Origin of the sequence: Actinomadura rifamycini DSM 43936, assembly GCF_000425065.1 — a bacterium.
Classification (GTDB): domain Bacteria; phylum Actinomycetota; class Actinomycetes; order Streptosporangiales; family Streptosporangiaceae; genus Spirillospora; species Spirillospora rifamycini.
The window spans coordinates 1-15,644 of the sequence record NZ_AULB01000021.1 but is presented as its reverse complement, the minus strand read 5'-3'; the positions used below and the strand labels follow the sequence as shown (position 1 = coordinate 15,644).

Annotated in this window: 10 protein-coding genes and 1 pseudogene; 9 read left to right on the top strand and 2 right to left on the bottom strand. The window is 76.4% G+C overall.

Translation table 11 applies throughout. The annotated features are described in order from the left end of the window. Window positions 1-516: 516 nt before the first annotated feature. The 9 genes from H505_RS0120470 (at window position 517) to H505_RS0120430 (ending at window position 14,212) form a co-directional block, all read left to right on the top strand. Complete coding sequence (locus tag H505_RS0120470; RefSeq protein WP_026403470.1) at window positions 517-1,239, top strand: 4Fe-4S single cluster domain-containing protein; 723 nt, start codon at window positions 517-519, stop codon at window positions 1,237-1,239. Further along, window positions 1,236-2,636 carry a hypothetical protein gene (locus H505_RS43270; RefSeq protein WP_157433071.1) on the top strand — a complete coding sequence of 467 codons (1,401 nt, stop codon included), beginning with the start codon at window positions 1,236-1,238 and terminating at the stop codon, window positions 2,634-2,636. Before H505_RS0120470 ends, H505_RS43270 begins: the two co-directional genes overlap by 4 nt. Further along, window positions 2,633-5,170 (top strand): AAA family ATPase, encoded by a 2,538-nt coding sequence (locus H505_RS0120460; protein WP_026403469.1) that lies wholly within the window; start codon window positions 2,633-2,635, stop codon window positions 5,168-5,170. The genes H505_RS43270 and H505_RS0120460 overlap by 4 nt, the downstream gene beginning before the upstream one ends. Next, window positions 5,160-6,968 (top strand): serine/threonine-protein kinase, encoded by a 1,809-nt coding sequence (locus tag H505_RS0120455; protein WP_026403468.1) that lies wholly within the window; start codon window positions 5,160-5,162, stop codon window positions 6,966-6,968. Before H505_RS0120460 ends, H505_RS0120455 begins: the two co-directional genes overlap by 11 nt. An 80-nt stretch (window positions 6,969-7,048) precedes the next feature. Further along, entirely contained in the window at window positions 7,049-8,056 is a 1,008-nt protein-coding gene (locus H505_RS0120450) for a hypothetical protein (RefSeq protein WP_157433070.1), read from the top strand. Window positions 8,057-8,147: 91 nt separating this feature from the next. Beyond that, window positions 8,148-10,904, top strand: coding sequence for a hypothetical protein (locus tag H505_RS0120445; protein WP_157433069.1), 2,757 nt, complete (start codon window positions 8,148-8,150; stop codon window positions 10,902-10,904). Continuing rightward, window positions 10,901-12,139: a hypothetical protein gene (locus tag H505_RS0120440; protein WP_026403465.1), complete on the top strand. Its 1,239-nt coding sequence runs from the start codon at window positions 10,901-10,903 to the stop codon at window positions 12,137-12,139. Before H505_RS0120445 ends, H505_RS0120440 begins: the two co-directional genes overlap by 4 nt. Beyond that, window positions 12,136-13,107, top strand: a complete 972-nt coding sequence (locus H505_RS0120435) for a coiled-coil domain-containing protein (RefSeq protein WP_026403464.1) — start codon at window positions 12,136-12,138, stop codon at window positions 13,105-13,107. The genes H505_RS0120440 and H505_RS0120435 overlap by 4 nt, the downstream gene beginning before the upstream one ends. Window positions 13,108-13,186: 79 nt before the next feature. After that, window positions 13,187-14,212 carry an aspartate-semialdehyde dehydrogenase gene (locus H505_RS0120430; RefSeq protein ID WP_026403463.1) on the top strand — a complete coding sequence of 342 codons (1,026 nt, stop codon included), beginning with the start codon at window positions 13,187-13,189 and terminating at the stop codon, window positions 14,210-14,212. Between the two features lie 54 nt (window positions 14,213-14,266). Here the strand turns inward: H505_RS0120430 and H505_RS0120425 are convergent, their stop codons facing one another. Further along, window positions 14,267-14,485, bottom strand: a complete 219-nt coding sequence (locus H505_RS0120425; RefSeq protein ID WP_026403462.1) for a DUF2277 domain-containing protein — start codon at window positions 14,483-14,485, stop codon at window positions 14,267-14,269. Between the two features lie 507 nt (window positions 14,486-14,992). After that, window positions 14,993-15,644 (bottom strand): annotated as a pseudogene (locus H505_RS50645) (aminopeptidase); the annotation flags it as partial.

Here is a 15,644-nt window from a genome sequence, read left to right as displayed (position 1 = left end):
CCGCCGCGCGGACAGGCCGGCCGTGACGCGGCCGGCGCGGGCCCGCAGGGCGCGCAGGACGCCCCGCAGGGCGGTGTCCCGGCGGTCGAACGCGGCCCGGCCGAGCGCGGCGCGCGGCGCGCGTCCGTCCGCGATGCGCGGGGCGCGGGGCGTCGGCGGGCGCGGGGGATCCTCTGGGGCGGGGATCATGTCGGGGCCGTTCCTCTTCATTCGGACGAGGGGGCGACGAGGAGAGTCGGTGACGACCGGCTGCGGGGGCCAGAGGGTCAGGGGGGCAGAATAGCGTGCCAATCGCGACAAGCCCGTGCCGCGTTGATCACATTGCGTTAAGGTGTCCGCATTCGGACATCGGGCTTGAAAATATCCGACCGGCGATCGGAGTTCTGTGTCCTGTGCCATGAAGAAGCCATCCGGCGCTCCCGTACAATCCGGCCACAGGTCCTGATCCGCGTCTTTCCCCCGAACGGCCCCTTCCGGTTGCTCGTCATCCGGTCGCCCCTCACCGGACGGTCGCCCATGCCCCCTCACCAGCCGCTCAACGTCGCGGAGACGTGCGTGGGCACCCGCGCGCTCGGGCCCGGCACGCGGTCGGCGGTCTGGGTGCAGGGCTGCCCGTTCCGCTGCCCGGGCTGCCTGGCCCCCGAGTGGATCCCGGACCGTCCGGCCCGGCGGGTGTCCCCCGCGGACCTGGCGGCGGAGCTGCTCGCCGACCCGGCGGTGACCGGGCTGACGTTCTCCGGCGGCGAGCCGATGGCGCAGGCGGCCGGGCTGGCCGAGGCCGTCCGGGCGGCCCGCGCCGTCCGCCCGGACCTGACGCTGATCTGCTTCACCGGGTACCGGCTGGAGCGGCTGCGCGACCGCCCGCCCGGGCCGGGCGTGGCGGAGCTGCTCGCGGCGGCCGACGTGCTGATCGACGGCCTGTACGTCGCGGGCCGCAACGACGACCGGGGGCTGCGCGGCAGCGCGAACCAGCGCGTCCACCACCTGACCGGGCGGCTGCGGGAGCACGCGGCGGCGCTCGCGGACGGCCCGCGCCGCGTCGAGGTGCGCGTCCGCGACCGCGCGGCCCTGTACGTGGGGGTGCCGAGCAGGGCGATCGCGGCGGCGTACCCGGACCCGGACCCACCGGGCGTCGCGCCGCCCGCACGAGCGGTGAACACCCCGGCCGCGTCCGGCGTCACATCCGAGTGGGCCGGGCCGTCCGGGCGGTGCGACGGCGGGGAGAGGAGCGCGCGGTGAGCGGTGCGAAGCGGATCACGGTGGACGAGCGGGCGTGGCGCGAGGCGAACCGGGCGGCGGCCCGGCTGAACGCCGTCCGGCGGGACGTGCCGCAACTGCTGGACGCCGTCCGGCGGGAGCATCGGGCCGAGCTGGACCGGGCGTTCGGGGAGGTCGCCGGCCGCCAGGAGCGGGTGGAGGCGGCGCTCGGCGGGCTGAGCGAGCAGGCGAAGGAGGCCGAGCGGCGGACGGCGCGGCGGCTCCGCGAGCACGCCGACCGGATGCGCGGCCGGATGGCCGAGGCCGTCGCGGACCTGCGCGCCGAGCAGGCCGAGAGCGTCCGCGCGGCCGTCGCGGCGGAGCGGGCGGAGCGGCGCGCGCAGAACGCCGAGCTGGCCCGCGGCCTGGAGGAGCTGCGCGCCGACCGCGACCGCGCCGCGGCGGCCGCGCGGCAAGTCCTCGACGACGCGCGGCTGATGCGGGACGTGATCCGCGCCGAGCTGCCCCACGAGCGGTTCGCGCCCGGCCGGCTCGACGCGCTGGACCGGCGGCTGTCGACGGCCGAGGCGAACGTCGCGGGCGGGCTCGCGGGCGAGTCGCTGAGCCTGCTCCAGGAGACGTTCCTCGACCTGTCCGACCTGCGCGCGGAGCTGGTGCTGCTGGAGCAGGAGTGGCAGGCGGCCCGGGTGGCGGCGCTGGACGCCCTGACGATCGCCGCCGAACGGGTCAGGTTCGCGGCGACGCTTCCCGCGCCGGGCGCGGCCGGCGAACTCCTCGACGGTGTCACGTTCGACGTGGACCACTGGTCGGAGGGCGACCTGTCCCGCCTCGGCGCGGAGATCGAGGCCCGCGCGGAGGCGCTGCGCGACACCGGCGAGCCGCCCGGGACGGACGAGCTGCGCGAGGTCGTCCGGCGGGAGGCGCCGGAGCTGGAGCGCCGCCTCGACGCGGTCGTGGTGCGCGCGTCCGCCGCGCTGCTGGCGTCGCAGGCCCGGGTGAACGTCGCCGAGCAGGTCGTGGACGCCGTCGAGGAGGCCACCGGGTTCGCCTGGGCGGAGAACACGTACGCGGGCGACGACGAGCGCGCCGCGTTCTACAGCAAACTGCGGCACCTCAACGACAACGAGATCGTCATCGAGGTCGCGCACGCCGACGACGACGGCGGGCCGGGGGAGCTGTCGGTCCGGATCCTGTCGTTCGACCGCGACACCGCCTCGGAGGAGGAGCTGGCGGAGCGCGCGCGGGAGATCGCCACGGGGCTGCGCGAGCGGGGGCTGCCGGTCGGCGACCCCGCGGCCGACGCGTCCCGCCCCGACCCGGCCCTCGCCGACTTCGACGCCGTCCGCGCCGACGGCCTCACCGCCCGCGCCGGCGGCGCCGCCGAGGCGGAGCGTTCCCGCACGGACGGGCGGCGGTGAGCGCGGCGCCCGGCGAACGGCTCGCCGCGCTGCGCGGGACGGCGGCGGACGGCGACCCGGTGACGATCGTGCACGGCCCCTGCGCGGACGACGCGTTCGTCGACGAGGCCCACCGCGCGTACGGCATCGAGATCGCCCTGTGGGAGGCCCTGCACGCGGCCGGATACGAGCGGATCGTCTTCTACTCGCTGCAGCGCAAGCTCTACTTCCGCGACGCCGAGTCGCGCCGCCTCGCCCGTCCGGGGGACGGCGGTGCCGCGGGCGCGCGGGGGAAGCGCCGGATGCGTCCCGGGTTCGCCGGGCCGCTCGGCGACCGCGTGGTCACGGACGCGGCGCCCGAACCGGACGCGCCGTCCGCGCCGTCCGCGCCGTCCGGGATGACGGACGCGCACGCCGTCATGACCCTCGACCACCTCATGCGGCAGGACGCCGTCCGCACGGCGGTCGTGGTGCTGCACGCGGAGGAGGTGCTGAGCCACACCGGCGCGGGCCGCGCCCTGGCCACGGTGTTCGCCGAATGGGTCGCCTACCGGGGCAGCGCGCAGAACAAGTGCGTGCTGGTGTCGGGGCGGGCGTCGCTGGACGAACTGCGCGAGTTCGTCCGCGACCTCCGGCGGTTCCCGACGCTGGAGGAGAACATCCGGCGCCTCGCGGCCCGCGGCGACCGTCCCGGACGGGTCGGCGAACCGGACGAGACGGAACTCGCCCGCCTCGTCCACGCGGTCCGCCTGACCGGCGGCGGGGGCCGGCTGCGGATCGGGGACTGGGCCGGGCTCGGGCAGGTCGTGCGGGCCATGGCGGCGGCCGGGGAGCCGGTGCGGGTGTGGGAGCGGCGGCTGCGGCGGCTCGCCGCCGACGGCGTCCCGCTGGACGCGGCGGTGCTGCGCGAGCGCGGCTGGATCGTGTCCGCCGCCGGGCGCGGCGGCGACGTGTGGCGGCGGCTCGACGCGCTCGCTGGGCTGGACGCCGTCAAGGAGCGCCTCGCCGAGATGCGGCTGCTGATCGAGGCGGAGGCGCGGATGCGGGAGCAGGGCCGCGGCGCCGCCGAGCCCGCCGCGCACCACCTGGTGTTCGCGGGGAATCCGGGGACGGGCAAGACGACGGTGGCGCGGCTGGTCGGCGAGATGTACCGGGAGCTGGGGGTGCTGCGGCGCGGGCAGCTCGTGGAGGCGAGCGCGGCGGCGCTCGTCGGGCAGTTCGTGGGCGAGACGAAGCAGAAGACCGGCGCCGTCATCGACAGCGCGCTCGACGGCGTCCTGTTCATCGACGAGGCGTACGAGCTGGCCGACCAGCGCGACGGGTTCGGCGGGGAGGCGATCGGCACGCTGCTGACCCGGATGGAGAACGACCGCGACCGGCTCGTCGTGATCGCCGCCGGCTACCCGGACCGGATGGCGGAGTTCCTCGACGCGAACCCCGGCCTGCGCCGCCGCTTCCCCGAGGCGAACATCATCACGTTCCCCGACTACGACGCGGCGACGCTCGCCGGGATCGTCCTCGGGCGGCTGCGCGAACAGGGCCTGGACTGGACGGACGGGTTCGACGCCGACGTCCGCCGCGCGGTCGAGGGGATGCACCGCACGCGCGGCCCCGGATTCGGCAACGCGGGCGAGATGCGCAACCTGGCCGACGAGCTGAAGCGCCGGTGGGCGGTCCGGACGCGCGCCGCCGTGGACCGCCCGCTGGAGTCCGCCGACCTGCCCGAGCGGCTCCGGACGCACCTGCGCCCGGACGTCCCCCGCCTGGAGGCGCTGCTCGCCGAGCTGGACGCGATGGTGGGGCTCGTCCCGGTGAAGCGGACGGTCCGGTCGCTGGTCCAGCAGATCCGGTTGAAGCAGCGGCGCGGGAAGGGCGAGGTGGTCGCGCCGCACCTGCTGTTCCTCGGCCCGCCGGGCACGGGCAAGACGACCGTGGCGCGGCTCATCGGGAGCATCTTCCGCGACCTCGGGCTGCTCGCGAAGGGGCACGTGGTGGAGACGGGCCGCGCCGACCTCGTCGGGCAGTACATCGGGCACACCGCGCCGCGGACGCGCGAGAAGGTCCAGGAGGCGCTGGACGGCGTGCTGTTCGTCGACGAGGCGTACGCGCTGGCGCGCGGCGACGACGGCCGCGACTTCGGCCGCGAGGCGCTCGACACGCTGACGCAGGAGATGGAGAACCTGCGCGGCCGCCTCACGGTGATCGCCGCCGGGTACCCGGGCGAGATGCGGGGGTTCCTGGCGGCGAACACCGGTCTGCGGTCCCGGTTCACGCAGGAGGTCGAGTTCCCCGACTACTCCCCGGAGGAGCTGGTGCGGATCCTGGACGCGATGGCGTCGGACGAGGGGTACCGCGTCCCGTCCGCGACCCGGGTGCGGGCGATGGCGTGGCTCGCCGCGGAGCGCCGCGCCAGCCCGGGCGACTTCGGCAACGCGCGGGCCGTCCGGGAGCGGCTGCTGCCCGCGATGGAGGCGCGGCTCGCGGCCCGCACCGCCGACGCGCACGACGCCGACGTGGACACCTTCCTCCCCGAGGACGTGCCCGATGCGTGCTGACCGGCCGGCGGAGGCGCGGGGGCGGCCGGGGTGCCCGGTCTGCGGGTGCCCGATCGCGCACGAGGAGACGCTGTGCGCCGAGTGCCGGTGGCCGCTGCACGGCGGGTGGCGGCTCGGGGCGCCCGGCGCCGGCGACGTCCGCGACTTCGAGGCGCGCCTCGCCGCGGCGCGCCGCGAACGGGACCTGCGGGCGGCGGTCCGCGCCGGGCGGTCCGCGGCGCCGTTCGTGCGGGGCGGGGAGCCGACCGAGCGGGAGTGGGCGGAGGCGGCCCGGATCGCGGCGGCGCCGCCGGTGTCGGACGACGCCCTGGCGGCGCAGCTCGCGGCCGCGCTGGAGCCGCCGCGCCGGGGGCGCGCCCTGGTCGTCGCCGAGGTCGGCGCGGACGTCGGGCTGACGGTCGTCCGGATCGAGCCGGACGCGCTCGGCGTCCCGCGCGTGCCCCCGGCGGCGGACACCGCGCTGGCCTGGGAGGCGGCGCTGCCGATGCTGTCGCGGGACCCGGACGAGCGGCGCTTCCAGCTCGCGGGCGGCCTCGCGGACGTCGACCGCGACATGCTGTGGCGGGCGCTGCGGGAGGCGCTCCCGGCGCGGCTCGGCGACCCGGGCGACGACGTCCTGCTCGTGCACCGCGACATCGGCTGGCCCGTCCCGGACCGGACGGTGCGGATCCTGCGGCGCGCCAACGGCCGCGCCCGGGTCGTCCCCGCCGGGTCCCGGACGGTGTCGGACCTGCTGGCCCCGCTCCTCGCCGCCCTCCCGTCCCCCCACGACATCGGCCTCCTCGCGGTGGGCGTCGAGCCGGGCACCCGCCGCCTCCGCCCGCGGCTGCTCCCGCTGTTCCCGGCGGGGAGCCGGGCGGGCGCGGAGAGCGCGGTGCCGCTCGCCCGTCCGCCCGGGGACGCCGACTCGACCGTCCTCGCGGCCGTCGCCGCCGCCCCGGACGGCTGGACCGTCCTCACCGCGGGCGCCGCGAAGCTGCCCGCCGCCGGACGTACCGACGTGCGGGCCGTCCTGGACGGACCGGGCGCCGTCCGGTTCACCGCCCCCGGCCCGCTGAGCCCCGTCACCGCCCGGCTCCCCGACCTGCTCGCCGGGGTGCCCGACAGGCTGGAAATCCTCACCGAACCGGTCGACCTGATCTGCGCGGTGGAGCTGGGCGGCCCGGGCGCCGCCGTCGCGCGGCGCCTCGCCCTCCTGCGCGACCTGCTGGCCGAACTCGACCTCCGCTACGGGTCCCGCCCCCGGCCGGGCCTGGTCCGGGCGGCGGTGTTCGGCTACGGCGACCACGCCTACGGGCGCGGCCGGGAGCGCCGCAAGACCGTGTCCGGCGCCTGGCTCGCCGCGCCCGCCGAAGCCCTCCGGGCCCTGTCGGGCCTGCGGGCGTCGCCGGTCGCCTACCCGGAGGCCGCGCCCGTCGAGGACGTCCTGCACGAGGTCGCCGGCCGGCTCCCGCCCCCGGCGGCGCGCGCGGCCCGGACCGTCCTGCTCACGGTCGGCGCCCGCCCCCCGCACCCGGCGGTGCAGGGCGACGACGACGTGCTGCCGTGCCAGTTCGAGCTGTCCTGGCGGACGGCGCTCGGCGGGCTCGTCCGCGCGGGGGTGGAGTGCGCGGCCGTCGTGGACGCGGCCCGCGCCCCCGACCCGGACCACCGGGCGTGGGCGGAGCTCGGCGCGCTCCTCCGGCATGATCTCGACGACACCGACACGACGCGGCTCGGTGCGGGCCTCGGCCTGCTGCCGTCCGCGCCGCAGACGCTCGACCTTCCGCTGGCCGATCCGGAACGAGGTGCCCGGTGACCGAATCCTCCCAATTTGCCCCACCCCCGCAGGGTGGGCCCAACGGCCCCGGCCCGAACCCGCCCCGGGTGGAGCGGCCGGTGCGGGAGCTGCGCCGCATCGGCCTGTGGGGCGCGCCGGAGAGCGGCAAGACGACGTTCCTCGCGGCGCTCCAGGTCGCGGTGCTGCGCAGCCCCGAGCAGTGGATGCTGTTCGGGGTCAACGAGGAGTCCAACGACTTCCTCGACACCCAGACCAGCATGCTCACCCAGCACCGCCAGTTCCCGCCCGCGACCCGCTTCTCCAACCCGCTGAGCTGGACGCTGCGCGGCACCACCACCGTCGAGACGGGCAAGAGGTTCGGCCGCCGCACCAAGGCCGTCCCGATGGAGTTCAACATCGACCTCGTCGACACGCCCGGCGCCGTCTTCGCCAGCAAGGGCGTCCCCGGCGAGGCGATGGCGGGCGGCGGCGACAACCTCGGCTTCGACGAACCCGACGAGCGCCCGTCCGAGATCGAGGAGGACGACGTCATCGAGCACCTCGCGGGCTGCGACGGGATCGTCTACCTGTTCGACCCGACCCGCGAGCGCCGCCGCGGCGACTCCTACAGCTACTTCCAGCGGACGCTGCTGAAGCTGTCCCGGCAGGTGTTCCGGGACCGCGGCTCGGTGGACGACCGGCTGCCGCAGCACCTCGCCGTGTGCGTCACGAAGTTCGACGCGCCCGAGGTGTACCGGAAGGCGCGGGTCGGCGGGTACCTCACCTACGACGACTCGCCGCAGATGCTGCCGCGCGTCCGGGAGGACTCCGCCGGGCACTTCTTCGCCGAGCTGTGCCGCGACTCCGAGGTCGGCAACGCGGACCTGGTGCTGAGCAGCATCCAGAAGTACTTTCATCCGGACCGGGTGCGGTACTTCGCCACGTCCGCGGTCGGGTTCTACCTCGGCGACTCGGACCGGTTCACCGAGAAGGACTACAGCAACGTCGCCAAGAACGCCGACGGCGGCATAGAGATCCGCGGCAAGGTGTGGCCGATCAACGTGGTCGAGCCGGTGCTGTGGCTCGGCCGGCGGCTGGACGGCGCGGCGAACGGCACCGGGCACTGACCGTGGCGACGAGTCCGGAACGTCCGGCGGCGGGACGCACGGGGACGGGACGCACGGGGACGGGACACCGGGAGACGGGAGGCCGGCAGCGATGGCACGGGTGACCGCGGGCTGGGCGCTGGTCGGCAAGCGCCCCGGCAGCAGCGACGACTACGGGGTGCTGAACTTCAGCCGGGAGCCGTACGACCGGGCGTCCTACGGGAAGATCCTGCACCGCTACGCCCTCGGCACCCCGCCCGCGCACACGGCGGGCGAAGGGGCGCTGCCGTGGGTCGCGGTGAGCTGGGTCGGCGAGCAGCCCGACCGGTACCTCGGCATCTCCGTGGAGACGTGGAGCGAGCACCGCGACGGCGCCGGCCGCCAGGTCGCGTTCACGAAGTACGTGTGCGTCCCGTACCGGCAGGTGCAGGCCGAGCCCGTCTCGTACACGGCGCTGTTCCGGGAGGTGCAGCGGCTCGACCTGCCGATGGACGGCGGCCCGACCGGCGGCGTCGAGCTGACCCTGCCGCAGTACGACCCGGTCGCGCCGGCCCGCGACATCGAGCGGTTCGGCACCGAGCGGGTGATGCGGGCCGCCGCGATGCTGCTCGACGGGAACGTCGACGTCGTCCAGGCGGGCGACGCCACCCTGTGGGACCGGCTCGCGTTCCTGGACGCCGTCGCCGCCCTCCTCCCGTACGGGTACCGCGCCGGGTTCACCGGGGCGACCTGGGCGACGGGCCCGGCGCCCAACATCCGCCTGCTGTTCACCCGGCGCGCGCGCGGCGGCAACCGCGAACTGTCCTGGCACGGTCCGGACGAACCGGTCCGCCTCTCCCCGACCGCCACCGACTACCTGCGGCACCTGCACAAGCTGCTGAACCACCGCTTCCCGGACCTCGCGGGCCTGGTCTCCTACCTCGCGTCGGACGGGACGCCCTGCGAGTTCAGCGACCCCGGGCACGCGCTGCGCAGCCTCGCCGACGTGGAATGGCCGAGCGAGGTCGCCGCGGCCGTCCGGGCGGGCCGGGCGAACCTGCACGACGTGCGGCGGCTCGTGCGGGGGCAGCGCATCCACGAACTCCACCCCGCCGACCGGCCCCGCGTGTTCGACCACCTCGTCCGGGCCGCCGACCCCGACGACCTCGAACTGATCGAGCGGCGCTGGGACGACCTGGCCCCGCCGGGCGGCCCCGGCGACCCGCTGGCGGCGCTGGTGGAGGCGGCGGCCGTGCTGCTGTGGCGGGAGCAGCCGGACGGGCGGATCTCGCGGTACCTCGAGGTCGCCCGGCGCCGTCGCTTCGCCGGGGAGTTCCTCGCGGAACTCGTCCGGTGGGGGGCGGACCCCGACCTCCAGGGCCCCGAGTACCGGGCCGCGCGCACGATGGTCGCCGACCTGATCCGGGACGCCGTGGACCCGTTCCGGCCGGAGGAGATCTTCTCCCCGCTCGTCGTGAACGTGGTCGAGGATCGCGGGGTGGCCGCCGCGCTGCTGATCGGGGAGACCGCGGGGGAGCGGCGCGTCGCGGCCTGGGTGGCCTGGCTCGAGAACGTGCGGGGCGACCTGATGGACCCGTTCCGGACGGTGCTCGACGGTCGGCAGGTCACCGTCGAGACCATCGGGGGGATGGCGCAGACCGAGCGGACGATGGTGGCGGCGCTCGTCTGGGTGGCGGCGCGGCTGGAGCGGCTCCGGTGCGTCCTCCCCGCACTGGTCGACTGGCTCGGGCGGCACGGCGAGCCGTCCCGCGCGGCCTGCGAGTTCGCCGCCGCCACGCTGAACCGGGCCGAGCCGCCCGACCCGTGGGCGCAGGGCGCGTCGGACGCCGTGCTCCTCATGCTGGGGTCGTCCGCGCGCTTCCTGGCCGACACGGTGGGCCACGCCGACTTCCGGGGCTACGAGGACGGGTTCCTTGAGGCGTGGCGGCACCGCCCGACGCCGGGCATGGAGCAGCAGCTGGTGGTGGGGCTCACCCACGCGCTCCGGATGCGCCCCTGGGCCGGTGCCGGAACCGCCGGCGCCGACAACGTGCTCAACCTCGCCCGGCACCTGGTCGGCGGCGTCGACCGGGACTGGGATCCGCTGGCCACGGTGCTGGCCACCGAACCGCCGGACGAACTGCTCGCGCACCGTCCCGCGTACCGCCCGCTCCGCGCGCTGCTGGTGCCGGACGAGGCCGCCCATCCGGCGGCGCGAGGGGGCGCACCGTCCGCCTTCGGTGGGGCCGAGCACGCCGCCCCGCGCGGGCACGGCGCCGTCCAGTTCACGCCGCCTCCGAGCGCGGGCGACCCGATGGCGGAACACGGCCCCGCCCCCGGCCCGGCCATAGCGCCGCTGTACGGGCAGGGCAACGGCACCGCCCCGCCGTCCACCGAGGGCGCCTTCGGGCGGATCAGGGCGGACTCCGGGATGGACGACGTCGCCGCCGCCTACCTCGCCAGCGTGCTCGTCGGCGGCTCGGCCCCGGACGCGCTCCGCCACCTCGCCGACCTCGGCCGGCCCCTCACCACGCGCGAGATCCTCGAACTGGCGCGGCGGGTCGAATACGAGGTCGGCGGCCGCTACGACGCCGCGCAAGCCGCGAGCCGGGTCGAACAGCTCGTCCGGGCGGTCCTCGACGGCGCCCCGGGTCCCGCCGCGGCCGCGGAGTTCCGGGACGCGCTCGCGGACGCGCTCAGCGCGCAGATCTCGCGCCGGGCGCTGCTGCTGGAGACGGCGGCGCTCGGCGACGAGGCGTGGCAGCCCACCGAACCCGTCCGGGTCCGGCTCGACGAGGCCAAGGACCGGATCGACCACGTGGCGAAGCGGGGGCGCGGGAAGAGACTGCCCGGCCTCGGACGCGGCAAGCGCAGGTCGGGCGACGGATGAGCGGGGAGCTGACGGTCGCGCTGGACGTCGGCTCGGCCACCACCGCGCTCGCCGTCGGCGGCCCCGGCGGGCGCCCCCTCGCGACCGTCGTGGAGCCGACCCCGGACCCCGCCGACCTGCCCGTCTTCCTGTCCAAGCTGCTCGCCACCGGACGCGAGCGGGCGCCCGGCGCGCTCGGCGACATCGCCGTCACGATGCCCGCCCGCTGGCTGGACGGGACGGCCGAGGGCGTCCGCGCGCACGAGCGGCTGCGCCGCGTCCTGCTCGCCGAGCTGGGCTGGGGGCAGGTGACCTGGCTCGACCAGGTGGACTGCATCGCCGCCGCCGCCTCCCACGACGGCCGCGCCGCGCCGTCCGTCCAGGGCCCGCTGCTCGTCTGCGACCTCGGCGCCCGGACGATCGCCGCGGCGCGCTGCGCGGCCGGCCCCGGGACCGTGCGGGCCGACGCCGTCGCGGTCGCCGACCGGCACCGGGTCGCCGGGCGGGCGTTCGCCGAGGCCGTCGCCGCCGCGACCCCCGTGCCCGCCTTCGACGCGCTGTTCGCCGAGGCCCGCACCCGGCAGGCGCGCCGCGCGGCGGCCGTCCTGTCCCGCGCGTGGACGCACCCCCGCTACCGGGAGGCGCCCGTCTACCGGCTGGGCGACGCGGAGATCACCGCCGGGACGCTCGTCGGCGCGTTCACCGACACCGCCGAGGCGCTCACCGACGTCGTCCGCCGGGTGCTGGACGGGACGCCCGCCGGGGTCGCGCTCGCGGGCGGCTTCGGCATGTTCCCGCTGGCGGGACGGGTGCTCGCGGACACGTTCGGGCTCCCCGACCCGTCCCGGCTCGGCCCGGCGGCGGCGGTGCGCGGCGCGCTGCTGATCGCGGCGGGCGCGGTCACCGCCGCCCCGCCCGCGCGCCCGGCCGTGACGCTGCCGCTGCACCGCCTGCGCCGCGGGCTGCTGGAGGTCCGGGAGGTGCCGCTCGACCCGGGCGCCGACATCGCCCGGCACGAGGGCCGGCCCGTCCGGGTGGAGATCCCCGACCGGGGCACCGCGCCGTTCCACGTCCGGGTGGACGGCCGCGACGTCGCCCTCCCGCCGCCGGACGTCCCGCCCGGCGAGTACCTGCTGGGGCTGCGCCCGTCCCACGCGGGGCCGGGCGCCCTCGTGCTGTATCCGGCGGGCGGTGCCGGGGAGCCCCGCCCCTGCCCGATTCCGCCCGCCCCCGTGACCGACGGAGCCGCCCGATGACCCAAGCCACGGACGACCTCAAGACCCGCCTCGCCGCCGTCCTCGCCGACGACGGGCCCGTCGCCGCGCTGACCGCGCTCCGCCTCGCCGCCGACTGGTCGGCCCGCGCCCTCGGCACCGCCCCGGACGACGACGTGTCCGCGTTCCGGGCGGTGGCCGAACTCGACGACGCGCTCGACCGGATCACCGAACTGGAACGCGGCGTCCCCGCCCTGGTCCAGGCGGCCGCGCCGGGCGCGCCCGTCCGCGACCACCTGCGGGAGCGGCACGCCGCGCTGGCCGCCGCCCGGGCGGACCTCGCCGCCGACCGGGCCGTCCTCGCCGAGCTCGGCCAGGTGCGGGACGAACTCGCCGGCCTCGCCGACGAGCACGAGCGGCTCCGCGACCGGGTGGCCGAGCTGCGCCGCCTCCGCCGCCTCGCCGACGAGGTCGACGACCTGCGCGCCCAGCGGGACGCGCTCGAGACCCGCCAGGCCGCCCTCGCCGAGTCGGCCGCGGCCGAACGGGCCGTCGGCGACGCGGCCGACGGCGTCGTCCGGCTCACCCGCGAGCAGCTCGAACTGCTGCGACCGCGCGTCCGGGACGCCCTCCGCGAGGCCGCCGACACGACGGCCGAACTGGCCGGCCTGCGCGAACGGCTCGACGACGCCGAGGGGACGACCGAGCGCGAACGCGCCCGGCTCGCCGAGGCGGAACGCGGATTCGAGCGGCTCTCGGACCTCCGCGACCGGGTCCGCGGCCCCCTCCGCGCCTACCTGCGCGCCGACCGCGCGCTCGCCGCGGGACTCGCCGCCGCCTCCGGCGGCCCGCCCTCCCTGATCAAGGAATCGGGGCTCGACCGTGCCGACCGCGACCTCGCCGATCTCGAGGACCGGCTCGACGCGATCGACGCCGCCCTCGGCCGCGCGCTCGACGAGCACGCCCGCGCCCAGGAGGGCGCCCGGGCCGTCCTCGGCTGGACGGGCTGACGCCCGGCTTGACCGCCGCTTTGCGGCGTTGCGTAGGGTGAACGGCAGAGACGCAGGTCAAGCGATCGTAGGGAGTCGCATGAGAATCGGGATCGTCGGGGCCACCGGCCAGGTCGGGAGCGTGATGCGGGAGATCCTCGCGGAACGCGCCTTCCCGGTCGACGAGCTGCGCCTGTTCGCGTCCGCGCGGTCCGCGGGACGCAAGCTGCCGTGGGGGGACGGCGAGGTCACGGTCGAGGACGCCGCCGCCGCGGACTACGCGGGCCTCGACATCGTCCTGTTCTCCGCGGGCAAGGGCTCCTCGAAGGAACTCGCGCCGAAGGTCGCCGCCGCCGGGGCCGTCGTCGTCGACAACTCGTCCGCCTGGCGGCTCGACCCGGACGTCCCCCTGGTGGTGTCCGAGGTGAACCCGCACGCCGCCGCGAACCGGCCGAAGGGCATCATCGCCAACCCGAACTGCACCACGATGGCCGCGATGCCGGTGCTGCGCCCCCTGCACGCCGAGGCGGGCCTGGAAGCCCTGGTCGTCTCGACGTACCAGGCGGTGTCGGGCAGCGGCCTCGCGGGCGTGTCGGAACTGCACGAGCAGAGCCGCAAGGTCGTCGAGAACGCCGACAAGCTCACCCACGACGGCTCCGCGGTGCAGTTCCCCGAGCCGGACGTGTACGTCCGCCCGATCGCGTTCAACGTCCTGGCGATGGCCGGGTCGATCGTGGACGACGGGCTGAACGAGACCGACGAGGAGCAGAAGCTCCGCAACGAGAGCCGCAAGATCCTCGAGATCCCGGACCTCAAGGTCTCGGGCACCTGCGTCCGGGTGCCGGTCTTCACCGGCCACTCCCTGCAGGTCAACGCCCGCTTCGCGCGCCCGATCACGCCGGAGCGCGCCGCCGAGCTGCTCGCCGCCGCCCCGGGCGTCGAGCTGAGCGACGTCCCCACCCCCCTCCAGGCCGCCGGCAAGGACCCGACCTTCGTGGGCCGCATCCGCCGCGACGAGACGGTGGAGAACGGGCTGTCGCTGTTCTGCTCGGGCGACAACCTCCGCAAGGGCGCCGCCCTCAACACAGTCCAGATCGCCGAACTCATCGCCGCCGAGAAGAGCTGACGCGCAGGTCGACACGGCCCGTGCACCATGTGTGCGCGGGCCGTCGGCGTTCCGTCAGGCGCTGCGCGCGCCCCGGACCTCCAGCGTCTCCAGGAGGCGGGCCGTGCTGGCGGCGATCTCCTCGACGGCCCGGTCGAACGCCTCGGCGTTGTGCGCGGCCGGAGCACGGAACCCGGAGATCTTCCGCACGTACTGGAGCGCGGCCGCCCGCACATCCTCGTCGGTGGCGTCCTCGGTAAACGGCGGGCGAAGCGTCTTAATGCTGCGGCACATACCTCCATTGCATCACCCCCCACCAAAGCCCGCCAGAGCGGGCCGGTACCGCTGCGATTGCGAGCGAAGCCAAGTTCGAGCGAAGCGAGAACTTGATCGCGCAGCGAGCCCCCTGGGGCGAGTCGGAGCGATGCAGCAATCGCACGCAAGGCCCGTTGAAGGAAGGCCGCCTCGCGGCCTGACGCCGAGGGCCTTGCAAATAAGCAAGAGGCCGTACGGGACGGGCCGAGAGTCGTCCCGTACGGCCTTCCTGAGGCGAGCCCTGCACACAGGGGGCTCGCCGCGCGGCCGGGCGGGGGTCGGCCGCGCTCCGCGCACGTTCGGAGCGGGGGGAACGTGCGGTCGGACCCGACCCGGGTCCTCGCGATGTGCGCCGGGACCGGGAAGGGCGTCCCAAAAAGGACATCGCGGGGACGTGCCCGGTGTCAACGAGTCCAGTCGGTGTTGGATTTTCAATCCTTGTGAAACAAGCTTCTGAAACTACTGAAACCGTGGGCCGACCTGCGGCTACTTGGTGAAGGCGAGGTCGTCGACGCCCGCCTCGACGAGGCTGGCGGCGCCGGCGTCGGCGGCGGTGACGACGACGCGGACGGTCGTGCCGGCGTGCGCGGACACGTCGGCGGTGTGCGGGGTCCAGGCGCCGGGGGCGTTCGCGGCCGCCGCGCGCCGGTCGAGGACGGTCGTGGATCCGTTCGGGCCGACGACGGCGACGCGCAGGCGGTCGTCGGACGAGGCGTTGTTCAGGTGCGCGAGGTACCAGGTGAGCGCGAGGGTGCGGGTGCCCGCGGGGAGCGCGATCGGGCCGGACCGGACGGTCGTGGTGCCGCCGTCGAGGTCGTTCGCGCCCGTGTCGGGTCCGGCGGCGGCGCCGGTGACGAGGGCGTTCGACCCGCCGGCGGCGCCGAGCTGGAGGTTCACGCCGGACCAGGAGGTGGGTTGCGGGGTGCCGCGCTCGAACGCGCCGGACGTGGCGGTGTCGGTGCCGTCCGGGTCGACGGTCCAGCCCTGGTCGGTTTCGAGGTCGTCGGCGTGGACGATCTCGCCGTCGGGCGGGCCGCCGGTGCCGGCGAGGGTCCAGACGGCGTGGGCGATGGCGTCGGCGTTGCGGTCGAGGGCGGTGTCGTCGATGTTCGCGGTGGTGTCGCAGTACGCGTGGTAG

Coding starts and splice junctions, on each gene's coding strand:
- H505_RS0120445 (WP_157433069.1), top strand. CDS start 8,148: ATGGCACGGGTGACCGCGGGCTGGGCGCTGGTCGGCAAGCGCCCCGGC.
- H505_RS0120470 (WP_026403470.1), top strand. CDS start 517: ATGCCCCCTCACCAGCCGCTCAACGTCGCGGAGACGTGCGTGGGCACC.
- H505_RS0120435 (WP_026403464.1), top strand. CDS start 12,136: ATGACCCAAGCCACGGACGACCTCAAGACCCGCCTCGCCGCCGTCCTC.
- H505_RS0120440 (WP_026403465.1), top strand. CDS start 10,901: ATGAGCGGGGAGCTGACGGTCGCGCTGGACGTCGGCTCGGCCACCACC.
- H505_RS0120425 (WP_026403462.1), bottom strand. CDS start 14,485: ATGTGCCGCAGCATTAAGACGCTTCGCCCGCCGTTTACCGAGGACGCC.
- H505_RS0120455 (WP_026403468.1), top strand. CDS start 5,160: ATGCGTGCTGACCGGCCGGCGGAGGCGCGGGGGCGGCCGGGGTGCCCG.
- H505_RS0120430 (WP_026403463.1), top strand. CDS start 13,187: ATGAGAATCGGGATCGTCGGGGCCACCGGCCAGGTCGGGAGCGTGATG.